The following is a 21,386-nucleotide window of genomic DNA, read 5'->3' as shown; positions in this document are numbered from 1 at the left end:
TTTACAAAAAAAATTATAAACCAAACAATTATTCCTAATCAATAACCAATGAAAAGAAACTATTTTTTCGTCTATTTTTCACTAATTTTTTTAATAACATTAATACTTTCATGTTCTAAGAAAAACAACCCTGGCAATGAAGGACCTCCAGGAATGGACGGAAGTACAATATTTTCTGGACAAATAGATCCTAATGATACTACAGGAAGAGTTGGTGACTATTATTTAAATATTGAATCAAGAAACCTATTTGGACCCAAAACAGAAAGTGGATGGGGAACGGGCATAAGTTTAAAAGGATATAAAGGAGATTCAGGTAATAATGGAGAACATGGATCATCAATTCTAAATGGTGCTACTAGCCCGACTATTCAAATTGGAAAAAATGGTGATTTTTATATTGACCTATCTAATATGGATTTTTACGGACCCAAAACCAATCAAGGTTGGGGAAGTCCAATAGCCTTAATTCCAAAACGAGGTCTTGAAAAACGCATTTTAATAAAAACAAATTTTGGATATTCGAAAAGTTGTGAAATATGTAGTCAATATGTTCCAGCTAGCAGCTCTTCAACTTATTCAATATTTTCCTCAAATAGTGCTCAAGAAATTATAAAGCCTGGTGACATAAGTGAATATTACAAAAATGGAATAGTAGTTTATGAAGCTTCTATTAATGATGGGGAATGGTTTGTTCTAGACCCAGGGTATAGCCGACCAATAATAAATAACTATAAATTTGGCAATAGAGAATATTATACAACATTTTATCCGAACCAAATAACATATTCCGAATCATTAAAAGAGATAAAAATTGGCCTAGAAAGAGAAATACGTGTACCAAGTTTATATTCAAAAGCCCAACTTATGGAATGGCTAGACACCGACATCAAAATAAGTATAAAAATAACGTTATTACCTAAAGAAAGTGTAGAATATTTAACGAAAACACACCCAAATCATACTATAGATAAGAATTTTATAGTTCATTATTTACAAGCAACTAAATAATTTTTTGTTTTCAAAAGAAGCTGTCCAGAATGGAGTGCCCCCAAAAGTTAGACACTTTTTGGGGCATGTCTATATTTTTTTTAATGACGGGGTTCTTTCTTTAAGAAACCTTTTTAGACGGCCTGTTTTATAATTTAATTTATCAACTAAAAAAAAATATAATAACCTCCTTACTAAATAGATGAAAAATTCAATTGAAACACAACCTGAGATTTAGTTATATAAATATTGATAAAATTAATTCATATTATCATATTGAATTTTCTTCATAAAACCCATAAAACACCTCATATTACATCACTCTATTATTATTACCTTTGTAAGTACACATAAATAAATATTAGGTGAAAAAACTATTTCTTTTAGACGGAATGGCTCTAATTTATAGAGCTTACTTTGCCCTGAGCAAAGTGCCACGTTTGACTTCATATGGCTTGAATACAGGTGCTATCTTAGGTTTTACAAATACCTTATTGGATGTTTTGAAAAATCAAAAGCCTACGCATTTGGCTGTTGTATTTGACACAGCAGCACCTACAAATCGTCATATTGAATTCGAAGCATACAAGGCTAATCGCCAAGAAATGCCTGAAGATTTAGCCAAATCTATTCCTTATGTGTTCAAATTAATCGAAGGATTCAACATTCCTGTCATAACCAAAGATGGCTACGAAGCGGACGATATTATTGGTACGTTAGCCAAGAAAGCCGAACAAGAGGGTTTCACGGTATATTGTATGACGCCAGATAAGGATTTTGGACAGCTCGTATCGGAAAATATTTTCATTTACAAACCAGCTCGAATGGGCAATGGAGCAGAAGTTTTAGGCGTTCCTGAAATTTTAGAAAAATGGGAAATTACGGATGTATCTCAAGTCATTGATATTTTAGGGCTTTGGGGAGATGCCGTGGATAATATCCCAGGAATCCCAGGAATTGGTGAGAAAACAGCTAAGAAATTAATTCAAGAGTTTGGTTCAGTAGAAGGAATAATAGCGAATGCAGATAAGCTGAAAGGTAAACTACAAGAAAACGTCATAAATTTCGCAGAGCAAGGTTTGGTATCCAAAAAGTTGGCAACAATTTTATTGGACGTCCCTGTTGAATTGGAAGAAGAAAATCTAAAAGTAATTGATCCAAATAAAGAAATTCTAGAACCTTTATTCTCAGAATTGGAATTCAGAACATTAGGTAAACGCGTATTTGGCGAGGAATTTTCTGTAGTTGAGAATAGTAAACCAGCGACTGCGCAAATGGATTTATTTGCTGCGCCAATTGCTGATACTCCAAGTATTTCAGATCAAGAGACTGAAGCTCCTGCAACTGCTTCAAACAATATTCACAATACAACACACGAGTACATTTTAGTCGATGAAATCAGCAAAATTAAAGCACTAGCTAATGACTTGGCAAATCAAAAAATATTTTGTTTTGACACAGAGTCTACTGGACTTGATGCGTTGACTGCTGAAATCGTTGGATTATCCTTTTCGTACGAAAAAGGCAAAGCTTTTTATGTGCCCACTCCAGCTGACAAGGAAGTTGCACAACAAATTGTGGATATTTTCAAACCAGTTCTAGAAAATACAACCATCAAAAAAGTAGGTCAAAATCTTAAATACGACATCTTGTTGCTTGCAAAATATGACGTAAATGTGCAAGGTGAACTATTTGACACGATGCTGGCGCATTACTTGATTGATCCTGACACGCGTCATGGTATGGATATTTTAGCCGAAACTTATTTGCGCTACACCCCAGTTTCTATCACCGAATTAATTGGCGGAAAAGGTAAAAATCAAGGTAATATGCGTGATGTAGAGATTGAGAAAATCAAAGAATACGCTTCTGAAGACGCTGATATTACGTGGCAATTATACGAAAGACTCTCTCCCCTTTTGTTGGAAACAAAAACAGATGAGCTGGCCCAGAAAGTAGAATTTCCTTTAGTGTATACGTTGGCGGAGATTGAGAAAAATGGTGTTAAAATCGATGTTGACACATTGAAGACTTTTTCTGAATCACTACAAAAAGATATCGCAACTCTTGAGAATAGTATTTACGAAAAGGCTGGTGTGCAATTCAATATTGCTTCTCCAAAACAATTAGGCGAAGTTTTATTTGACAAATTACAATTAGATCCTAAAGCGAAGAAGACTAAAACAGGTCAATATAAAACAGGTGAAGATGTGCTTTTGGCATTAGCCCACAAATCGGATATTGTTAAAGATATTTTGGATTTCCGTCAGTTTCAAAAGTTAAAATCTACTTACGTGGATGCCTTGCCGACGCTGATCAATCCAAACACAGGTTTAATTCATACATCATACAATCAAGCTGTTGCAGCAACAGGACGCTTAAGTTCGACTAACCCAAATTTACAGAATATTCCAATTCGTACCGAAAAAGGACGCGAAGTGCGCAAAGCATTTATTCCAAGATCAGATAATCATGTATTGCTTTCTGCCGATTACTCGCAGATCGAGTTACGTATCATGGCAGAATTGAGCCAAGATGAAAATATGTTAGAAGCTTTCACTTTAGGACACGATATTCACAAAGCTACTGCCGCACGTGTATATGGTGTTGACATCAATGAAGTTACTTCGGATCAACGTCGCAATGCAAAAGCTGTAAACTTTGGTATTATTTACGGACAATCAGCTTTTGGACTTTCTCAAAGTTTAGGTATCCCGCGTCGCGAAGCAGCGGAAATTATCGACCAATATTTTAATCAATATCACGGTATCAAGCAATACATGTCCAAAGCAGTAGAATCTGCGAAAGAAAAAGGTTATGTTGAAACAATATTAAAACGTCGTCGTTATTTAAGAGACATCAATTCTGCAAATATGACGGTCAGAGGATTCGCGGAGCGAAATGCAATTAATGCTCCTATTCAGGGATCGGCCGCCGATATGATCAAAGTTGCGATGATTAATATTCAAAACGATATAAAAGAGCAAGGGCTACAAGGGAAGATGATTATGCAAGTGCATGATGAGTTAGTGTTCGATGTGCCTAAAAATGAAGTTGAATCATTTAAAAATATTATCTTAGAAAGAATGAAAACCGCAATACCAATGCGCGTTCCAATAGAAGTTGAAGTTGGGGAAGGTAGCAATTGGTTAGAAGCACATTAAGGTCTTAAAGCTATGAAAATCAAAAAACTTTATATAGTATTAGCGTATCTTTTTTGCGGCAGTATCATTTTTGCACAAGAAATTCGATACAAAGAAAAGGCTAACGAAAATTATACAAGGTTTTTTTATGACGATAATTATTACTTAGTCGATAAAGATTGTGAATTCAAGAGTATAATGCGTGTGGCGCAGTACGACACGGTTAACTGGAAGTTTAATGGAGAATTCAAAGATTTTAATTTGCAAGGAAAGTTGCTTTTACATGGTTTTTATGAAGACGGTGTTAGGAATGGAAAATTTACGGCTTATCATCCCAATGGGCAGATAAGATGGGAATCAGAGTATGTAGATAACAAAGAAAAAGGGCTTTGGAAATACTATTATCCCGATGGTAAACCCATGCTTACGTTGTCATTTGAGAACGATGATTTTCAATTTGTAGACTTTTGGGATACATATGGTATTCGAAAGATTGCTAACGGTGAAGGAGAATACGAAATGACTTTTCCGATAAAAGGATTTACGGATCATGGCTTTACTTCCTATTTAAAAAAAGGCAAGATTTCAAAAGGCAAGCCCGATGGCGCATGGCTAACTTCCCTTATAATTGATGCTAGAAAAAAGAAGTTTATACCAATTTATAGTCAATTATTTATTGAAGGTAAACAAAATAGCTACGAGATAGCACCAGAATTTTTAGAACAATATATTGCTTATGAAGATTTCTATATTGTACCTAGCGATTTTTTCAGTAGGGCAGAATCTTTCATAGTTTATGATTGCAATTTTGATTCATACAGTGGTTTCATCACGCATAATATTAAGAAATTTAATCATTTTCTGACGGACGATAAATTCGAATATGCTGGTCAGTTTGAATTCAAAGTAATTTATGACGTTAGTAATAAGGGTTTAGTAAATTCGATGGAGGTTTTAGAAACGCCTGAGGAATTTGTTAAGTCTGACGTAAATAAGATTAGGTCGCTTTTTGAAACTGTTGAATATTTTATTCCATCAATAAAAGATGGAAAGCAAATCCGAGACAATATCACTTTAACAGGAAGTTTTATTTTCACTGATAAAGCAGCAACAATACAACACCTAAAGGTTGAAAGAGAAATCGGAGAATAGTATTTTACATTTTATTGGGCGTAGTTCCTTATATTTGCACAAAACTGACATTAATGAAATTTCACAAAGAAGGATATACAAGTTTAGCTTTAGTTGTTTTATTTATTTTTATAATTAATGCGACAGCTGATTATTTCGATGCTAATCAGTATGTTAAATGGTTTTTATACCTTATATCAGCATTTCTATTCATTACAATTGTTCAATTCTTTCGTAGCCCAAAAAAAGTAATTACGCTAGACGAAAATGCAATACTTTGCCCTGCAGATGGTAAAGTAGTCGTGATTGAAGAGACAGAGGAAACAGAGTATTTTAATGATAGAAGATTACAAGTTTCTATTTTTATGTCTCCTGTAAATGTTCACGTAAATAGAAATCCTATTTCGGGTATAGTATCTTATTTCAAATATCACCCTGGTAAGTTTTTAGTTGCATGGCATCCAAAATCATCTACAGAAAACGAAAGAACTACTGTTGTAGTGAAAAAAGATAATGGTGTGGAAGTTCTTTTTCGTCAGATTGCTGGAGCATTAGCACGTAGAATCGTATGGTACGTGAAAGAAGAAGATAATGTACAACAAGGCGAAGAATTCGGATTTATTAAATTTGGTTCTCGTGTAGATGTATTTTTACCTATTGGCACCAAAGTAACGGTAAATATTGGTGAGAAGGTAATAGGCGGCAAAACAGTTATTGCGCGTTTTTAATATTATCTTAACATTAAATAAGTAATTTAGCCTCATAATATGAGGCTTTTTTTATGAACTTTAGGTTGCTAGTTTTTTATATATCAGCTGGTTTTTCACTTTCACTTGCAAGTGTGAGTTTTTTCTATGCGCAGGATTGGCAACATTCATTGCTGATAATGGTTGTCTCTTTTGTGATTAGTTTTATTATTCTCACTAATATATTGCACTACCATATCCACACACGTATCAGCAATATTTATAAACTTATTCGCAGTCTCAAATTAGGCAAAGACATGAAAGTCGTCTTAGCAGAGCACGCAAGTGAAGATCCTATTCTTAGTACAGAAAAAGAAGTCCGCGATTGGGCGATTCAAAAGTCTTCTGAAATAGACCAATTAAAAGCACAAGAAAAATTTCGAAGAGAATTTCTCTCAAATATTTCACACGAATTCAAAACGCCACTTTTTGCGATTCAAGGTTATATCGAAACCTTAAAAGATGGTATGATCGAGGAGGATGTAGAAATGGCAAACAATTTTTTGAATAAAGCATCCCGAAATATAGATCGTCTTACATATCTTTTGAATGATCTTGACGAAATATCAAAACTTGAATCAGGACAAATTTCTATTAATCTTGAAAAATTCGACATTGTAGAACTTATTTTAGAAACCGTTGACCATTTAATCGATAAAGCACAAAAGCAGAACATTGAAATTGTTATCGATTTAAAAAATAACAGTCCGATTTTTGTGAAAGCTGACAGACAGCGTATTCAACAAGTTTTGATCAATTTGATTGACAATTCTATTAAATACGGAAGAGATGGCGGCAAAACTAAAGTAAACATTTACCCACTTCTTGATCAGATTTTAGTGGAAGTGACCGATAATGGATTTGGTATTGAAGAAAAAAATATACCTCGAGTTTTCGAGCGGTTTTTCCGTACCGACAAAAGTCGATCTCGTGACATTGGCGGTTCAGGATTAGGTTTATCTATAGTAAAACACATTATCGAGGCACATGAGCAGACCGTACATGCGCGTAGCACAGAGGGCATAGGCACAACATTTGGTTTCACATTAGCGAAATCAAAAGCCCACCACTAAAAATTTCTGAAAAGACTTAACATTAAATTAACATTAAGATTATACATTTGGTGAAAATATAAGTATATGTCACTAAATAGTATTTTTCAGTACTTTGTCCCTAAGGATAAAAAGTTCTTTCCATTATTTGAACAAGCTGGTGCCAATTTAATAGAGATGGCTAAGCTTTTAAAAGAATGTGTCAACACACCAAATATTGAAGACAGAAAATCTATATCTAAGAAACTTGAAGATTTAGAGCATGTTGGAGATAATATCACCCACCAGATCCACCTTGAATTAGGACGTAATTTCATCACACCATTTGATAGAGAAGATATCCACGCATTAGCAAGTTCTTTGGACGATGTGGCAGACTTTATTCATGGTGCTTCGAATCGTATTCAATTATACAAAGTAGAAAAAACTACGCAGCCTATGATTGAATTAACAGAATTGATCTTAGAAGCTACAGAACATGTTGCTAAAGCATTATTCGAATTAAAGGATTTAAAAAATATCCGCAACATTACGGATTCTTGCGTACGAATTAACAGTGTTGAAAACAAAGCAGATTACATCTTTGACAGAGCGGTAGCAGATCTTTTCGAATTCGAAACAGATGCAATCTCTTTAATCAAACATAAAGAAGTTTTGTCAGCAATGGAAGATGCTACGGACAAATGTGAAGATGTAGCGAATGTATTAGAAAGTATTCTGGTTAAGAATGCCTAATCATTTATATTAATCTACTTTAATTCATTCAACATGATTACAACATTATTAGTGGTAGTTATTGTCTTGGCCATTGCATTTGATTATATCAATGGATTCCACGATGCAGCTAATTCAATCGCCACAATAGTTTCGACCAAAGTATTAACACCATTTATGGCTGTACTTTGGGCTGCGATTTTCAATTTTGCAGCATACTTTTATTTCACAGATCACAAAGTTGCCAATACAATCGCGAAAACGGTATTAGAAGAATATATTACCTTAGAAGTTATCTTCGCAGGATTAGTAGCAGCTATCTCTTGGAATTTGTTTACATGGTACTACGGTATTCCTTCAAGTTCTTCGCATACATTAATTGGTGGTTTTGCGGGTTCGGGTATGGCTTATGCTTTATTTTTAGGAGCAAATCCAATCGATGCTATTAATATTAGTGCAACTTTAAAAATCATTTCTTTTATAGTACTCGCGCCAGTCATTGGTATGACCATATCCATAATTATTACACTTATAATTATCAATATATGCCGCAATGCAAAACCTCGTGTGGCCGAGAAATGGTTTAAAATTCTTCAATTAATTTCTTCTGCAGGATTAAGCTTTGCACATGGTGGTAACGATGCCCAAAAAGTAATGGGTATTATTTTCGTAGCGATGATTGCTGGAGGTGCAGCAACAGCTGGAGAGCAAATGCCCGAATGGATTCCAATCTCTTGTTACGCGGCTATTGCATTAGGAACAATGAGTGGCGGTTGGAAAATTGTGAAAACAATGGGTACTAAAATCACTAAAGTTACTCCATTAGAAGGTGTAAGTGCTGAAAGTGCGGGTGCTGTTACATTAGGTATCACTGAACACTTCGGTATTCCAGCATCAACGACACATACGATCACTGGTGCAATCATCGGTGTAGGTGTAGTGAAAAGAGTCTCTGCTGTAAGATGGGGGGTGACGATAAGTTTACTTTGGGCCTGGGTATTAACAATACCAGTCAGTGCAGTACTTGGTGGTATTACTTTAGCAATTATTCATTATATATTATAATATAAAAAAGAATAGTGATGTGGACAAAATACCACGTCACTATTTTTTTTATTGAATATCGTGTAACTTTTTAATGATACGAGTTGCTAGATTATAACCAATTATTTAGTTTTACGTCAAATTTTGACTACATTAGTCATTTATTTAACACTTGATCGCGTTTATTTTTTTGGCATCATTATTGTTAAGTAATGTTAAATTAGAAAACAATTAAAAATTTTTATAACCTTAAACAAAAAAGAGTATGAACTATTCTACAATTAAAAAAACAGCTGTTGCCGCTTCTTTAGTAGCCGCTTTAGGTTACGCTGATGTAGCTCAAGCACAAACTCCTACTGTATTCGGTGGCCGTTCTCAATACAGAACATGGTCAATTGGCTTACAAGGTGGTATCACAACTCCTAATGCTATTATCGGTGGTTCAAATGCTTACGGTCAAAAAGTTGGTCTTTTCCAAAATAAAGTTGGAGAATACTATGGTTTAACAATCCGTAAACAATTCTCTCACTTATTCGGATTAGAATTAGAAGGTAACCGTGGTAAAGTTAAAACTTACAACCATGATTTATCAGGATCTACTGGTAATGGCGCTGTTGAAACTAACCAATGGTTAACAGCTGGATCAAAGTCAGCAATCACAGAAGTAAACTGGGCAGCTAGTTTAAATGGTGTTTTCCAATTAGGAACTATTGACTTTTTAAGAAGAGAAAATGCTGTTAATTTTTACGCTAAAGTTGGTTTAGGTGTTTTAGCTAATAATCCAGTATTATACGCGAACAACGACTTCACTGGTGCTTCTTTTGACAACAAAGGTAACTGGGGTGAAGAAATTTTCGGAGATCGTGAACCTACTGGTGATAGAGATTATAAATTAGCAGCATACGTTCCTGTAGGTGTTGGTGTTAAATTTAAATTATCTGAAGTTGTAGCATTGAACTTAGGTTACACTATGAACTTCACTGATGATAACTATTTCTATGGACCATCTGATTTTTCTACTGGAAAACAAAAATTCTCAAACCTATACGGTGGTTTAGAATTTACATTAGGTTCTCGCGATAAAGAAAACTTAACTTTTGCTAACCCAGTATCTACATTATACGATGAATTGAAAGACCCTTCATTACGTAACGAAGTTGAAGCATTAAAACAACGTGTTTCTACTTTAGAAGGTACAGTTGATCAATTAGGTAAAGATTCTGATGGCGACGGTGTTTCTGACAAATTTGATAAATGCCCTAACACTCCTGCTGGCACAGTAGTTGATGGTTCTGGATGTCCAATCAAATTCCCTGAGCCTAAGCAAGAATTAACTTCAAATGCATATTTTGCTCCTATCGGTTTCGAGTTTGATAGTTCAGTATTGAAAACAGAATCATATGCTACTTTGGATAAATTAGCTAAAGAATTACGTGATTCAAATGGTACAGTTACTTTAGACGGATATGCTTCTGCAGAAGGTACTGAAGAATACAACATTAACTTATCTAAAGACCGTGCTAACGCTGTAAAACAATACTTAGTTAACGCTGGTGTTGCTGCTTCAAGCATTAATGCAAATGGTTACGGTGAAGCTAATCCAATTGCTTCAAATGCGACTGAAGAAGGACGTGTTCAAAACCGTCGTGTTGAGATCAAAAAATAATTATAATTTATAATTATTTAGCATAAAGAAGCCGTCACATATTATGTGACGGCTTCTTAGTTTTTAAACCTTTACACCACAGCATACTCTAAACTTGTGGATATGTGGAAAATAATTTAAAAGCGTTATATATAAAAAGCGTATTTTTCACTAAATTGGAATGGATATGGAAGAGGAATTTGACTTTGGATCAGCAGAAGAGCAAAAAAAATTTGTAAACCGTTTTGAAGAAATGATTCGAAACGAGGATCAATATTTTTTTGACGCAAATACTTTTGAGAGTATAATAGATTTTTATTCTGACAAGAACGATTCCATAAAGGCTTTGCAGGTCATTGAATTTGCAACCAGCCAACACCCCTATGAAGCTGGATTCTTTGCTAAGAAAGCGCAAATTCTTTCGCTGATGCGTCAATTTTCTTTAGCACTTGAAGCCATCGAGAAAGCTGAATCTTTAGAACCTTCGGATTCTGACATTCTGCTTATCAAAGCATCCATATATGCTTCACAAGGGATGTTTGAAACTTCAGAAGAACTGTTTAATCAGGCATTAGAAAATGCTGAAAATAAAGCTGAAATATACCATCAATTGGCTACTATATATCAAATGCAAGCCAATTTTTCTAAAGCCAAGAATTTCTTAAAGAAATCACTTAAAATATCTGTAGATAATCCTGATGCGTTATTAGAACTCAACTTTTGTTACGATGTGCTAGATGAAAAGGAAGAATGTCTAGAATTTTTCACTAAGTTAATTGATCAAGATCCATATTCTTATAATTGCTGGTACTATTTGGGTAACGCATTTCATAAACTTAGCCGATATGAAGAAGCAATTGATGCCTACGATTATGCCATATTGATTAATGAAAGTTTTTCATCTGCTTATTTCAACAAAGGAAATGCGTTAGTGAATTTGGATCGATACACCGAAGCTATTGAAATTTATAAGCAAACTTTTGAGTATGAACAACCAAACGCAGATACGTATTGTGCTATTGGGGAATGCTACGAGAAGTTGGAGTTAATGGATACCGCACGTGATTATTATAAAAAAGCGGTCAAACTAGATACTGAGATGGCAGACGCTTGGTTTGGCATTGGGGTAACACTAGATTTCGAAGAACGCTATTTTGAGTCTTTGCACTTTTACAAAAAAGCCTTAGAGTTGGACGATGAAAATCCAGATTATTGGTTTGCAATAGCTGATGCACGTTACAAATTAGGACAGATTGAAGAGTCGGAATTAGCTTATACTAAAGTCGTGGAATTGAATCCAACTGACATTGAAGCGTGGTTGGACTTTTCATCTATATATTTTGAACAAAATAAGATAAACGAAGCTATTGAAACAATTTCTGAAGCGATAAAAATTAACACAGAAGCTCCAGAATTGTATTATAGATTAGTTGCGTACTTATTTGCAAATGGGCAATATACTGAAGCATTAAATTTCCTAGAACTTGCTTTGGCATTTGGTCCAGAAAAACACCACATACTATTTGAATACCTTCCGCAATTGCAAGGAAATCAAATTATTGTAGAAATCATAAAAAAGTATACCGACAAGAATGATTAAGTTAGGGTTAATTGGATATCCTTTGGGACATTCCTTTTCTAAAAATTACTATTTAACAAAATTCGAAAAAGAAAATATTGACAATGTGCATTACGACACATATGCTATTGAGCATATTGATCAATTTCCGAAAATTTTTGACCAAGATCAAACATTTCGAGGATTCAATGTTACCCTTCCACACAAGCAGGCGGTTATCCCCTATTTAGATGAATTGTCTGAGGAAGCATCAGTTATGAAGGCTGTCAATTGCATCACGATTTCATATAAAGATGGGAAATCTTTTTTAAAGGGATACAATACGGATGCTTATGGACTTCAAAAATCTTTGGAGCCTCTATTATTGCCAAATCACTCACAAGCTTTAGTATTAGGAAATGGCGGAGCTGCCAAAGCCGTATTCCACTCTCTTGATCAATTAGGTATTCCATACAAAATTGTGAGTCGCAATAAAGATACGGGTGATTTGACTTATGAAGACTTGGACGAAAAGTTAATTTCAGAGCATTCGTTAATAATAAACTGTTCTCCAGTCGGAACTTACCCTAATATGGATAGTTGTCCCAACATTCCATATAATGGCATTGGTAAGAATCATTTACTTTATGATTTAATATACAATCCGGAGGAGACATTATTCCTAAAAAAAGGCAAAGAAAGAGGGGCTGTAATCAAAAATGGTTACGAAATGCTTTTATTGCAAGCTGAAAAAAACTGGGAAATTTGGAGTAACACCTTTTAGATGTCACGTACAGTAGTTTTATTATTCATAGTTTTTTGTTTCTTTAGCTGTCAAAATACAGATTACAGTCCTAAACCAAAAGCTTATCATCGCATTCATTTTCCAGAAAAAAAATACACGAATCAATCAGTAGTTGGGTGTCCCTTTCTATTTGACATTCCTGCCTACAGCTTATTAATTGATGATACGAATAAAAATGCGAAACCTTGTTGGAAAAACATTGATTTCCCACAATTCAATGCCCGTTTACATTTGAGCTACTTTGCAATTGATAAATTCGCAACGCTGGATGCATTAACAGAAGACGCAAGGGCATTCGTATTTAAGCATACGACAAAAGCAACTGCTATTGATCAGCAAAAAATTGCTAACCCAGAAAATAATGTTCATGGACTTGTCTACAATATACAAGGAAATACCGCCTCTAATTTTCAATTTTTTGTATCCGACCAGAAAAATCATTATTTGAGAGGTGCTTTATATTTTAATGAAAAACCAAACCTAGATTCTATTCAACCCGTTCTTGAATTTCTAAAATCAGACATTCAGCACATGATTTCTACGATTAGATGGAAATAAATAGTTAAATTTGATTCATGTTAACTATTGAAACATTTACATTTAATCCATACCAAGAAAACACGTATCTACTTATCGATCAGGAAGGTAATTGTGTAATTATAGATCCCGGAATGCACTCATTACAAGAACAAAGTTATTTTAAAGATTTTATTGTGAATAATAATCTTAAACCGACTTTACTATTAAATACACATTGTCATATTGATCATGTACTTGGAAACCATTTCATTCACGAAAATTGGGGATTAAAACCAAATTTTCATGAATTTGAAGTTCCTGTTCTTGTTTCTGTAGAAAACTACGCCCCGCAAATGGGTTTCCGATACGAAACATCGCCTATTCCAGAAACATTCCTTCAAGATAAAGAGATTATTGAATTCGGAGGTCATAAAATAGAGGCTATTTTTGCGCCAGGCCATTCTCCTGGTCATTTATGTTATTATATCGCTGACCAAAAAATTTTAATAGGTGGTGATGTGTTATTTCAGAATAGTATAGGTCGCACAGATTTGCCTGGTGGTGATCATCAGACACTTTTAAATAGTATACAAAAAAGTATCTACAGGTTACCTGAAAATGTCGAAGTATATCCTGGCCACGGTCCCACCACGACTATTGGATTTGAGAAAAAAACAAACCCTTTTGTGAGAGGATGAAAAAAATAAGTGTACCCTTATTCTTTGCTTTACGGTATCTTTTTTCGAAGAAATCTGTCAATGCTATTAACATTATTTCAATAATAAGTATTGTAGGAATTTTTGTGAGCACAGCAGCTTTAGTTATTGTATTGACTTTTTATAATGGTATGGAAAAATTCATCTTGTCGATGAATAGCACCTTTTCCCCAGATTTGCGTATTGAAGCAGTCAAAGGTAAAACATTTGATCCAAACAAAAACGCAACTTTTCCAGAACTAGAAAAACTTCCCGCTGTTAAAAATTACTCTGAAACCCTAGAGGATAAAGTTTTAATTCAACATGAAGGGAAGCAAATTGTAGGTCAATTAAAAGGTATCACGCAAGAAAGTCTAGAGAAGCAGTCTAAAGAACATATTTTGCATATTGGCAATTTTCAGATTAAAGCAGATTCGACGAATTATGCATTAATTGGACCTCAAATTCAAACAAATTTACAAGTTCCAATCTCAGAATTTAATAATACAATCGACTTATATTTCCCACGAAAAGAATCTTCGGTCAATAATATAAATCCATTAGAAGATTTTAATATTCGTCAAATAGCTGTTAATGGAATTTTGACGTTTGAGCCTGAATTTCAAAATCTCGTTATACTACCTTTGGATTTTGCACGAGATATTCTAGGAGAAGACAAAGCTATTTCGGCAGTTGAATTATTTTTGAAAGATCCGAGCGAATCGTATGCTTTGCAAAAAGAAATTCAGAAAAAACTAGGACAAGATTTTCAAGTTAAAAACAGGGAACAGCAAAATCCGACGCTCTACAAAACTATAAAATCTGAAAAATGGATTGTGTTCTTTATCCTTACATTTATCGGAATAATAGCCATTTTTAACATCATTGGATCACTTACGATGCTCGTCATCGACAAGAAAGAAGACATGAAAATTCTTCAGCATATCGGCGCGAATAAGTCTACAATTGAAAAAATTTTCTTCTACGAAGGTATCATGATTGCCTTGATCGGAAGTACTATTGGTATAGCAGTTGGTTATGTTTTTTGTTTCTTGCAAGAAACATACGGCTTAATTCGTACTAATAATGTGAATGGAAGTTTCATCGATGTATATCCAGTAGATATGCGTACACAAGATTTCATCTTAGTATTTTTTACAATATCGACACTATCCATTATTGTATCCTATTTCTCATCCAAACTCAGCGTAAGAGAAATTGGTAAAATAGCAAATCTTAAGAGCGAGGAATAAATTTAGTATTTAAGTTTTTCACGACTATAATCCCCTTTCTTGATGGAATTTATAAATTGATACCAATTAAATGGATTCAAGAAAGGATTGTTCATGCGTTGGTTAATATTCTTGTTTTGCATGTACTGGTGGCGTTGCAAAGAGTTGAACGTCTGGATTTCCTCTGCACTTCGCGGCACGACACGTGCAAGAGCTGCAATAGCTTCAGGACTCAAATTACGTCGAGCTGTAGCAATTGGGTCATCACCACCCATAGCCATAAAATCAGCTAAATAATCTTCGTAACTTGCCCACGGAAACGGCGTAACAGCAGGAAGTTCAATAACTAATGCGCGCATTTTTACTGACGCAGTGTATTTGTCACCTTCTACCTCGGGAATTGTATATGTAATAGGATCAAATCCAACACTGGAAAATTCAATAATATCCCCAACATGTGCCACGAATGAAAAGTACCCCTCATTGTTGGACATATATGTTTGATTATTAAAGGAGGTGTTTTTTATTGTTACGAATCCGACAGGAAGATCCGAACCCATTGACGTAATTAGACCACTAAATTGAAGAATCTTTTTGGTCTGTGCAAATACAGAACCTAAGGTAAGAAGCATAACCCCTAAACCGACAAAAAGATATTTAATGGATTTTATAGACATTTAAACAAAAATAAAATTAAAGACTATTCGATCCTGTTAAAATGTGTTAATCAATTAACAACATTTTCGTTACAAAGTTTGTCCGGGTAATGTAGCGTTCGGATCATTCATATCCGTGATGTTTATCGCTTCTACAGCAACAATCTCAGGCACAGCTTTTTTAATAGCTTGCTCAAGACCAGCTTTAAATGTCATAATACTCATCGAGCAACTCGCACATGCACCCAACAATTTTAACTTCACGACCTTATCCTCCGTAATCTCTTCAATACTAACATTGCCCCCATCAGTCTCCAAATACGGACGGATTGTATCTAATGCTTGTTCTACTCTCTCGTGTAAGCTCATTTTTTGTATTACTTAATAATCCGTAAATATAATGAATTTTATTCCTATCTGAAATTAAGCCCTTATTATTAGCAAAATAATGACATAATCCGGTAATGGTTAAAGTTTGTTAAAGGCTTTTGTAAAAATATATTAGTTACTAAAAATCAAGTAAATTGCGGTTTAAAATTTAATTGAATATTATTGTTAATTGACGTATCTTTGTAAAATGTTTTTGAATAGACGTATACCTGTAATTTTAGCTTTGTGCTTAGCTACATTGTTTTTTGTAGGCTGTAAAAGCAAGTTTGAAAAACTTCGCAACAGTAACAATATTACAATGAAATACCAAGAAGCAGTCAAGCTATATGAGAAAGGCAAATATTCTAAAGCACTCATTTTGTTTGATGATTTAGCTGGAAAATATCGTGGAAGAGCGGAAGCCGAGGATTTATTTTATCTTATTGCTAACGCTAATTACAAATTAAGAGATTATACTTCAGCACGTTTTCACTTTAAAAACTTCGCCAATACCTACCCAAATAGCCCTAGAGCTGAGGAATGTAGATATATGGCTGCATATTGCTATTACATCGAATCTCCAAGGTCAACATTAGATCAAGATAACACGCGTAAGGCGATTGATGAATTACAATTATTTGTAAACTATTATCCAGAGTCAGAAAGAGCAGAAAAAGCTGGTGAATTAATTCAAGATTTAAGAGAGAAACTTGAGAAAAAAGCATTCGATAACGCAAAGCTTTATTACAATATGGGGCTGGCAGATGATTATCGTGCGGCAGTAATCGCTTTAGAAAATGTATTGAGACAGTACCCTGATACGAAGTTCGCCGAAGAAATTGAGTTTTTGATGTTAAAATCTCAGTATTTATTCGCTGACAACAGTCGTGTACATCGTCAGGAGGAGCGTTTTAATGAAGCTATAGATTATTACAATAGCTTTTCGGAACATTTTCCATCGAGCAAATTCAAATCTGAAGCAGATGATTTGAAAAAAAGTGCTGATAAAAAAATCGTTTCTGCGATCCGCCTTATGAATCAATACAATAAGGAACTGGAAGAAAGAAATAAAGAACTGGGCATCACTGAATCCAAAAAAGAAGAAGCAAGCGCAGACGGTTCAACAAAATAACAAGAAATTAAAAATAATATTTAGTTAATATGAGTCAAGCAAAAAACAACACCATCCCAAATTCTACAGTAACAAGAGATTTGAGAGAATTGGACAAAGCTACTGACAATCTTTACGAGTCAATCGTGATCATCAGCAAAAGAGCAAACCAAATTGGTGTAGAAGTGAAAGAGGAGCTAAATGCGAAATTGGCTGAGTTTGCAAGCAACAATGATAACTTAGAAGAAGTTTTCGAAAACCGCGAGCAAATCGAAATTTCTAAACACTACGAACGTATGCCAAAGCCTTCATTAGTAGCTATTGACGAATTTTTGAAAGACAAAGTTTACTTTAGAAATCCTTCTAAAGATCAAGACTAATCACTAGAGAAGCTATGTCTTCGCTAAAAGACAAAAATATTGTGCTAGGTGTATGCGGCAGTATTGCCGCATACAAAATAGCTTCTTTAATACGACTGCTCATTAAAGAGGAAGCTTCTGTGCACGTCATTATGACGCCAGAGTCTACCCAATTTATCACCCCTCTTACCTTATCTACATTATCTAAGAAGCCTGTATTGGTGGATTATTATGATCCAAAAACTGGCGAATGGAATAATCACGTACATTTAGGCTTGCATGCGGATCTGATGTTAATAGCACCAGCATCTGCAAACACTATTGCCAAATTGGCTAATGGTTTTTGTGATAATTTGCTAGCAGCAACATACCTATCTGCCAAATGTCCCGTATATCTAGCTCCAGCGATGGATTTGGACATGTGGAAGCACCCTGCTACGCAACATAATTTGTCCTTACTTAAGAGTTATGGCAATATTATAATTCCGCCAGGAAACGGAGAGCTAGCTAGTGGATTGGTGGGTGAAGGTCGATTGGCTGAGCCAGATGAGATAATAGCATTCTTAGAAGAGGATTTGGGTCAAAATAAACCTTTGACAGGTAAAACAGCATTAGTCACAGCAGGGCCGACATATGAGGCTATTGATCCCGTTAGATTCATTGGGAATCACTCCTCTGGAAAAATGGGCTATGCCATTGCCGAAGAGTTAAAATCGAAAGGCGCTAACGTAATTTTGGTAAGTGGTCCTACTCACTTGAAAGCTTCTTCTGAGATTAAAACTATACCTGTGCATTCTGCGCAAGAAATGTATGATGCTTGCAATGAAGAATTTAACAACGCAGATATCATCGTAATGAGTGCGGCTGTAGCGGATTATACACCTAAAGAACCTGCTATAGAGAAAATAAAAAAGAAAGCTGAAGACTTCACTATTGAGCTTAAGAAAACAACAGACATCTTAGGTACATTAGGACAACGGAAGAATAAAAACCAAACCTTGATAGGTTTTGCGTTGGAGACAAATAACGAAATGGCTCACGCCCAAGATAAACTTATACGCAAAAATGCTGATTTTATTGTCTTAAATTCAATGCAAGATGCTGGCGCGGGTTTTGGTACGGACACCAACAAAGTGACTATTCTATCACGTGAAAATGCCCCAAAAAATTACGACCTCAAGTCTAAACAAGAGGTCGCTAAAGATATCTGTCAACTTATAGTTGATCATCAACAAAGTCTATAAATTCCAAATTCTAATTTCTTTCGGATAATAATTGTTAATGCGATTTGGCATTGCTTTTATCCAGCCCAAATTAGTCCCATTGTATCGCGCTAAAATCCAGCCTGATAAATTTTCAGGATTTACACTAGATGGAAGTTGTTCTTTCCGTAAATAGTTTTGGGCTTGATCGAGCTCTAAATCTATATGTGGTAAATCTGCACGTACAAGATTACTTAAAGCTAAATCATGGCTTGGAACTAGAGTTTTTCCTTTTAGCTCACCAATCTCCGTTCCGGCATTTTTCAAATACAAAACACTTTGCAAAGCTTGGAGATCTTGCTCATTTTGCTTCGGAAAGACATGTAAAAAATTGTGTTGAAGAAAAGAATAGTGTCTCTCAGCATTAACCCATTCTTGCGCTATATGTTGTGGAGCAACATTTTTTTCTTTTTTTATTTTTTTCATCGAAAATGTGTCCTGCTCCTCTTTCTTTCTCAACACAGCACAAAAGAAACCCTCACCTTTTAATAAATGCGGATAAAATCGATAGCCAGTTGCTTGATGTAATTTTGATGTCGTTACCGAAATTCCCCAACTCGCATCTACTTCCACGGCAACAGATTCCATTTCAAACTCGTTGATAAGCCAATCAACTATATCTTCATTCTCTTCGTTCGAATAAGAACAAGTTGAATAAAACAAATAACCACCTGTCTTCAAAGCTGAAAGACTTTGTCCTAAAATACGCTGTTGACGTTCGCTGCACAATTTCACATTAGCTAACGACCATTCATCAATAGCTGAATGATCTTTGTGAAACATCCCAGAACCTGAGCATGGCGCATCGACTACCATCAAATCAAAATAACCAGGCAGTCGACCAAAAGCTGATGGATCATTATTAGAAACTACTGTGTTTGAATTTCCCCACCGAACTAAATTAGTCGTTAGTATATTGACACGGGATTTTATGATTTCATTAGCCACCAATAGACTGTCATCATGTAGCGCCGAGTTAAGTAAAGTAGATTTCCCTCCTGGAGCGGCACAAAGGTCTAGAGCTTTTATCGGTTCTAAATGTAGATTTAATTTTCGGGTTAAATAATCCAAAAACATAGAACTTGACTCTTGAGAATAATAACACCCACTGTGAAATAGTGGATCCAAAGTAAATACAGGCCGAGTCTTTAAATAATAGGCGTGCTCACACCATGGAATTGCACTTTCAATTACATAATCTGCAATCTGAAAATTTTTTACTGGGTTAATACGGATTGATGATGTTTTCTCTTCTTTATTGTGGATAGCTATAAAAGCCTCATAATCAAACGAAGGATCGCCCTTTAGTAGCGACAGTAAGTCATTGGGAAGTATATTACTCATTTCCAAAAGTAAAAATTCAGAACTAAAAAATAAAATACTATTCAATTGCTTTATCTTTGTCACTAATGAAGAGTTTTAAAAAATATTATATTATTCCTGCAACACCTGAGGAAATATACAAAGCGCTTACTACTGAAATTACAATTCGCCTATGGACGGGTGATAGCGTAGAAATAGATCCAAAAGAAGGTGGTGAATTTTCTCTTTGGGATGGCAGTATTAATGGGCGATTTATAGAATTGATTCCGGACAAAAAAATTGTACAAGAGTGGTATTTTGGGGATGAGGAGCAATCAATAGTAACGATTAAATTGCACGAACATAAAAAAGGAACTTCATTCGAAGTGAATCACATGAATATTCCTGACGAAGCTTACGATGATATTGTTGACGGATGGGAATATGAATACGTAGGTAGCTTAATCGATTTTTATACAGAAGAATAATAAGCAGAAAGTCCGAGAAAAACCTCGGACTATAATAGATAGGGCGTAAGCGACTTAACATTTTTAACCTTTCCTTGATGAAAACAGCCCTACTCATCGTATACTGCAAACACCGTCAATTAATGAAGAAGCGGATAAAATGAAAAGTTACAATTTTTAAATTTATCAAAGAAATCAATTCATTATTATTTTTCATAAAATTCAACAAACACCACTTCAATTGCACAACAAAATACTAAATAAAGTACTTGACTTGCATAATGTATGATAATTTTAGATAAAAAATGTTATTGCCAATACCGTTAATGGTATTAATATCTTATTGACGAACAATTATTAGCCGATGTAATAATGTATACCAAGAATTTATTCGGTTGCCATACCATTTATAAAGAAAATAAAGGTATTGAAGTTCCCAAAAACAGGATTTCCTTACTTCTCAAATATGCTATTACTCAGAGAAAAGAAACACTATTTAAAATATACAATGGAGTTGCTACCTTTGAGTGGAGACAGATTTAAAAAATAAAGAATTAAATTTGTTAACATATGGCACGAGTATTTG

20 protein-coding genes are annotated in these 21,386 nt (G+C 34.7%); 17 read left to right on the top strand and 3 right to left on the bottom strand.

Translation table 11 applies throughout. The annotated features are described in order from the left end of the window. Nucleotides 1–48: 48 nt before the first annotated feature. The 13 genes from GOQ16_RS14300 to GOQ16_RS14240 all read left to right on the top strand — a co-directional run bounded on the left by GOQ16_RS14300 (nucleotide 49) and on the right by GOQ16_RS14240 (nucleotide 15,295). Nucleotides 49–1,011: a hypothetical protein gene (locus GOQ16_RS14300; protein WP_160069909.1), complete on the top strand. Its 963-nt coding sequence runs from the start codon at nucleotides 49–51 to the stop codon at nucleotides 1,009–1,011. A 344-nt stretch (nucleotides 1,012–1,355) separates the two neighbouring features. Beyond that, complete coding sequence (gene polA, locus GOQ16_RS14295) at nucleotides 1,356–4,154, top strand: DNA polymerase I (RefSeq protein WP_160069908.1); 2,799 nt, start codon at nucleotides 1,356–1,358, stop codon at nucleotides 4,152–4,154. A gap of 12 nt (nucleotides 4,155–4,166) precedes the next feature. Continuing rightward, nucleotides 4,167–5,285 carry a toxin-antitoxin system YwqK family antitoxin gene (locus tag GOQ16_RS14290; protein ID WP_160069907.1) on the top strand — a complete coding sequence of 373 codons (1,119 nt, stop codon included), beginning with the start codon at nucleotides 4,167–4,169 and terminating at the stop codon, nucleotides 5,283–5,285. Nucleotides 5,286–5,338: 53 nt separating this feature from the next. Further along, nucleotides 5,339–5,992, top strand: a complete 654-nt coding sequence (locus GOQ16_RS14285; RefSeq protein WP_160069906.1) for a phosphatidylserine decarboxylase family protein — start codon at nucleotides 5,339–5,341, stop codon at nucleotides 5,990–5,992. A 53-nt stretch (nucleotides 5,993–6,045) separates the two neighbouring features. Then, nucleotides 6,046–7,083, top strand: coding sequence for a sensor histidine kinase (locus tag GOQ16_RS14280; RefSeq protein ID WP_160069905.1), 1,038 nt, complete (start codon nucleotides 6,046–6,048; stop codon nucleotides 7,081–7,083). Between the two features lie 66 nt (nucleotides 7,084–7,149). Next, complete coding sequence (locus GOQ16_RS14275; RefSeq protein WP_149914825.1) at nucleotides 7,150–7,797, top strand: DUF47 domain-containing protein; 648 nt, start codon at nucleotides 7,150–7,152, stop codon at nucleotides 7,795–7,797. Nucleotides 7,798–7,830: 33 nt separating this feature from the next. Further along, nucleotides 7,831–8,841, top strand: coding sequence for an inorganic phosphate transporter (locus GOQ16_RS14270; protein WP_160069904.1), 1,011 nt, complete (start codon nucleotides 7,831–7,833; stop codon nucleotides 8,839–8,841). 244 nt (nucleotides 8,842–9,085) lie between these two features. Next, nucleotides 9,086–10,486 (top strand): OmpA family protein, encoded by a 1,401-nt coding sequence (locus GOQ16_RS14265; protein ID WP_160069903.1) that lies wholly within the window; start codon nucleotides 9,086–9,088, stop codon nucleotides 10,484–10,486. 166 nt (nucleotides 10,487–10,652) lie between these two features. After that, nucleotides 10,653–12,065 carry a tetratricopeptide repeat protein gene (locus GOQ16_RS14260; RefSeq protein ID WP_160069902.1) on the top strand — a complete coding sequence of 471 codons (1,413 nt, stop codon included), beginning with the start codon at nucleotides 10,653–10,655 and terminating at the stop codon, nucleotides 12,063–12,065. After that, nucleotides 12,058–12,807 (top strand): shikimate dehydrogenase family protein, encoded by a 750-nt coding sequence (locus GOQ16_RS14255; RefSeq protein WP_160069901.1) that lies wholly within the window; start codon nucleotides 12,058–12,060, stop codon nucleotides 12,805–12,807. Before GOQ16_RS14260 ends, GOQ16_RS14255 begins: the two co-directional genes overlap by 8 nt. Then, nucleotides 12,808–13,386: a gliding motility lipoprotein GldD gene (gene gldD, locus GOQ16_RS14250; protein WP_160069900.1), complete on the top strand. Its 579-nt coding sequence runs from the start codon at nucleotides 12,808–12,810 to the stop codon at nucleotides 13,384–13,386. A gap of 17 nt (nucleotides 13,387–13,403) precedes the next feature. Next, a complete protein-coding gene (locus tag GOQ16_RS14245; RefSeq protein WP_160069899.1) occupies nucleotides 13,404–14,045 on the top strand; it encodes an MBL fold metallo-hydrolase in 642 nt (213 codons plus the stop codon). Next, nucleotides 14,042–15,295, top strand: coding sequence for an ABC transporter permease (locus GOQ16_RS14240; protein WP_240141054.1), 1,254 nt, complete (start codon nucleotides 14,042–14,044; stop codon nucleotides 15,293–15,295). The genes GOQ16_RS14245 and GOQ16_RS14240 overlap by 4 nt, the downstream gene beginning before the upstream one ends. A gap of 2 nt (nucleotides 15,296–15,297) precedes the next feature. Here the strand turns inward: GOQ16_RS14240 and GOQ16_RS14235 are convergent, their stop codons facing one another. Together GOQ16_RS14235 and GOQ16_RS14230 are read right to left on the bottom strand one after the other, a co-directional pair. Continuing rightward, on the bottom strand, nucleotides 15,298–15,951 hold the full coding sequence (locus tag GOQ16_RS14235; protein WP_160069898.1) for a hypothetical protein: 654 nt from the start codon (nucleotides 15,949–15,951) through the stop codon (nucleotides 15,298–15,300). Between the two features lie 69 nt (nucleotides 15,952–16,020). Beyond that, nucleotides 16,021–16,299, bottom strand: a complete 279-nt coding sequence (locus GOQ16_RS14230; RefSeq protein WP_149914833.1) for a NifU family protein — start codon at nucleotides 16,297–16,299, stop codon at nucleotides 16,021–16,023. Between the two features lie 208 nt (nucleotides 16,300–16,507). Here GOQ16_RS14230 and GOQ16_RS14225 point away from each other — a divergent pair, with 208 nt between their 5' ends. From GOQ16_RS14225 to coaBC, 3 genes are read left to right on the top strand one after another with little or no spacing between them, the layout of a single operon-like run. After that, nucleotides 16,508–17,431, top strand: a complete 924-nt coding sequence (locus GOQ16_RS14225; RefSeq protein WP_160069897.1) for an outer membrane protein assembly factor BamD — start codon at nucleotides 16,508–16,510, stop codon at nucleotides 17,429–17,431. A 29-nt stretch (nucleotides 17,432–17,460) separates the two neighbouring features. Then, a complete protein-coding gene (locus GOQ16_RS14220) occupies nucleotides 17,461–17,790 on the top strand; it encodes a DNA-directed RNA polymerase subunit omega (protein WP_149914835.1) in 330 nt (109 codons plus the stop codon). A 14-nt stretch (nucleotides 17,791–17,804) separates the two neighbouring features. Beyond that, on the top strand, nucleotides 17,805–19,013 hold the full coding sequence (coaBC, locus tag GOQ16_RS14215) for a bifunctional phosphopantothenoylcysteine decarboxylase/phosphopantothenate--cysteine ligase CoaBC (RefSeq protein WP_160069896.1): 1,209 nt from the start codon (nucleotides 17,805–17,807) through the stop codon (nucleotides 19,011–19,013). Here coaBC and GOQ16_RS14210 read toward each other — a convergent pair. Further along, the gene (locus GOQ16_RS14210) at nucleotides 19,008–20,375 is read right to left on the bottom strand and encodes a methyltransferase RsmF C-terminal domain-like protein (RefSeq protein ID WP_160069895.1); all 1,368 of its coding nucleotides are present in this window, start codon (nucleotides 20,373–20,375) and stop codon (nucleotides 19,008–19,010) included. The genes coaBC and GOQ16_RS14210 overlap by 6 nt on opposite strands. A 65-nt stretch (nucleotides 20,376–20,440) precedes the next feature. On the opposite strand from GOQ16_RS14210, the gene GOQ16_RS14205 reads away from it, so the two are divergent. Then, entirely contained in the window at nucleotides 20,441–20,821 is a 381-nt protein-coding gene (locus GOQ16_RS14205; protein ID WP_160069894.1) for an SRPBCC domain-containing protein, read from the top strand. Nucleotides 20,822–21,386: the final 565 nt, after the last annotated feature.

Source organism: Sphingobacterium bovisgrunnientis (assembly GCF_009829085.1).
GTDB classification, from domain to species: Bacteria; Bacteroidota; Bacteroidia; order Sphingobacteriales; family Sphingobacteriaceae; genus Sphingobacterium; species Sphingobacterium bovisgrunnientis.
The sequence above is the reverse complement of the archived record's forward strand: the minus strand, read 5'-3'. Positions and strand labels throughout refer to the sequence as shown.

Excerpts from the sequence above, each read along its gene's own strand:
- GOQ16_RS14300 (WP_160069909.1), top strand. The coding sequence starts at position 49 with ATGAAAAGAAACTATTTTTTCGTCTATTTTTCACTAATTTTTTTAATA.
- GOQ16_RS14290 (WP_160069907.1), top strand. The coding sequence starts at position 4,167 with ATGAAAATCAAAAAACTTTATATAGTATTAGCGTATCTTTTTTGCGGC.
- GOQ16_RS14285 (WP_160069906.1), top strand. The coding sequence starts at position 5,339 with ATGAAATTTCACAAAGAAGGATATACAAGTTTAGCTTTAGTTGTTTTA.
- GOQ16_RS14280 (WP_160069905.1), top strand. The coding sequence starts at position 6,046 with ATGAACTTTAGGTTGCTAGTTTTTTATATATCAGCTGGTTTTTCACTT.
- GOQ16_RS14275 (WP_149914825.1), top strand. The coding sequence starts at position 7,150 with ATGTCACTAAATAGTATTTTTCAGTACTTTGTCCCTAAGGATAAAAAG.
- GOQ16_RS14270 (WP_160069904.1), top strand. The coding sequence starts at position 7,831 with ATGATTACAACATTATTAGTGGTAGTTATTGTCTTGGCCATTGCATTT.
- GOQ16_RS14265 (WP_160069903.1), top strand. The coding sequence starts at position 9,086 with ATGAACTATTCTACAATTAAAAAAACAGCTGTTGCCGCTTCTTTAGTA.
- GOQ16_RS14260 (WP_160069902.1), top strand. The coding sequence starts at position 10,653 with ATGGAAGAGGAATTTGACTTTGGATCAGCAGAAGAGCAAAAAAAATTT.
- GOQ16_RS14255 (WP_160069901.1), top strand. The coding sequence starts at position 12,058 with ATGATTAAGTTAGGGTTAATTGGATATCCTTTGGGACATTCCTTTTCT.
- gldD (WP_160069900.1), top strand. The coding sequence starts at position 12,808 with ATGTCACGTACAGTAGTTTTATTATTCATAGTTTTTTGTTTCTTTAGC.
- GOQ16_RS14245 (WP_160069899.1), top strand. The coding sequence starts at position 13,404 with ATGTTAACTATTGAAACATTTACATTTAATCCATACCAAGAAAACACG.
- GOQ16_RS14240 (WP_240141054.1), top strand. The coding sequence starts at position 14,042 with ATGAAAAAAATAAGTGTACCCTTATTCTTTGCTTTACGGTATCTTTTT.
- GOQ16_RS14235 (WP_160069898.1), bottom strand. The coding sequence starts at position 15,951 with ATGTCTATAAAATCCATTAAATATCTTTTTGTCGGTTTAGGGGTTATG.
- GOQ16_RS14230 (WP_149914833.1), bottom strand. The coding sequence starts at position 16,299 with ATGAGCTTACACGAGAGAGTAGAACAAGCATTAGATACAATCCGTCCG.
- GOQ16_RS14225 (WP_160069897.1), top strand. The coding sequence starts at position 16,508 with ATGTTTTTGAATAGACGTATACCTGTAATTTTAGCTTTGTGCTTAGCT.
- GOQ16_RS14220 (WP_149914835.1), top strand. The coding sequence starts at position 17,461 with ATGAGTCAAGCAAAAAACAACACCATCCCAAATTCTACAGTAACAAGA.
- coaBC (WP_160069896.1), top strand. The coding sequence starts at position 17,805 with ATGTCTTCGCTAAAAGACAAAAATATTGTGCTAGGTGTATGCGGCAGT.
- GOQ16_RS14210 (WP_160069895.1), bottom strand. The coding sequence starts at position 20,375 with ATGAGTAATATACTTCCCAATGACTTACTGTCGCTACTAAAGGGCGAT.
- GOQ16_RS14205 (WP_160069894.1), top strand. The coding sequence starts at position 20,441 with ATGAAGAGTTTTAAAAAATATTATATTATTCCTGCAACACCTGAGGAA.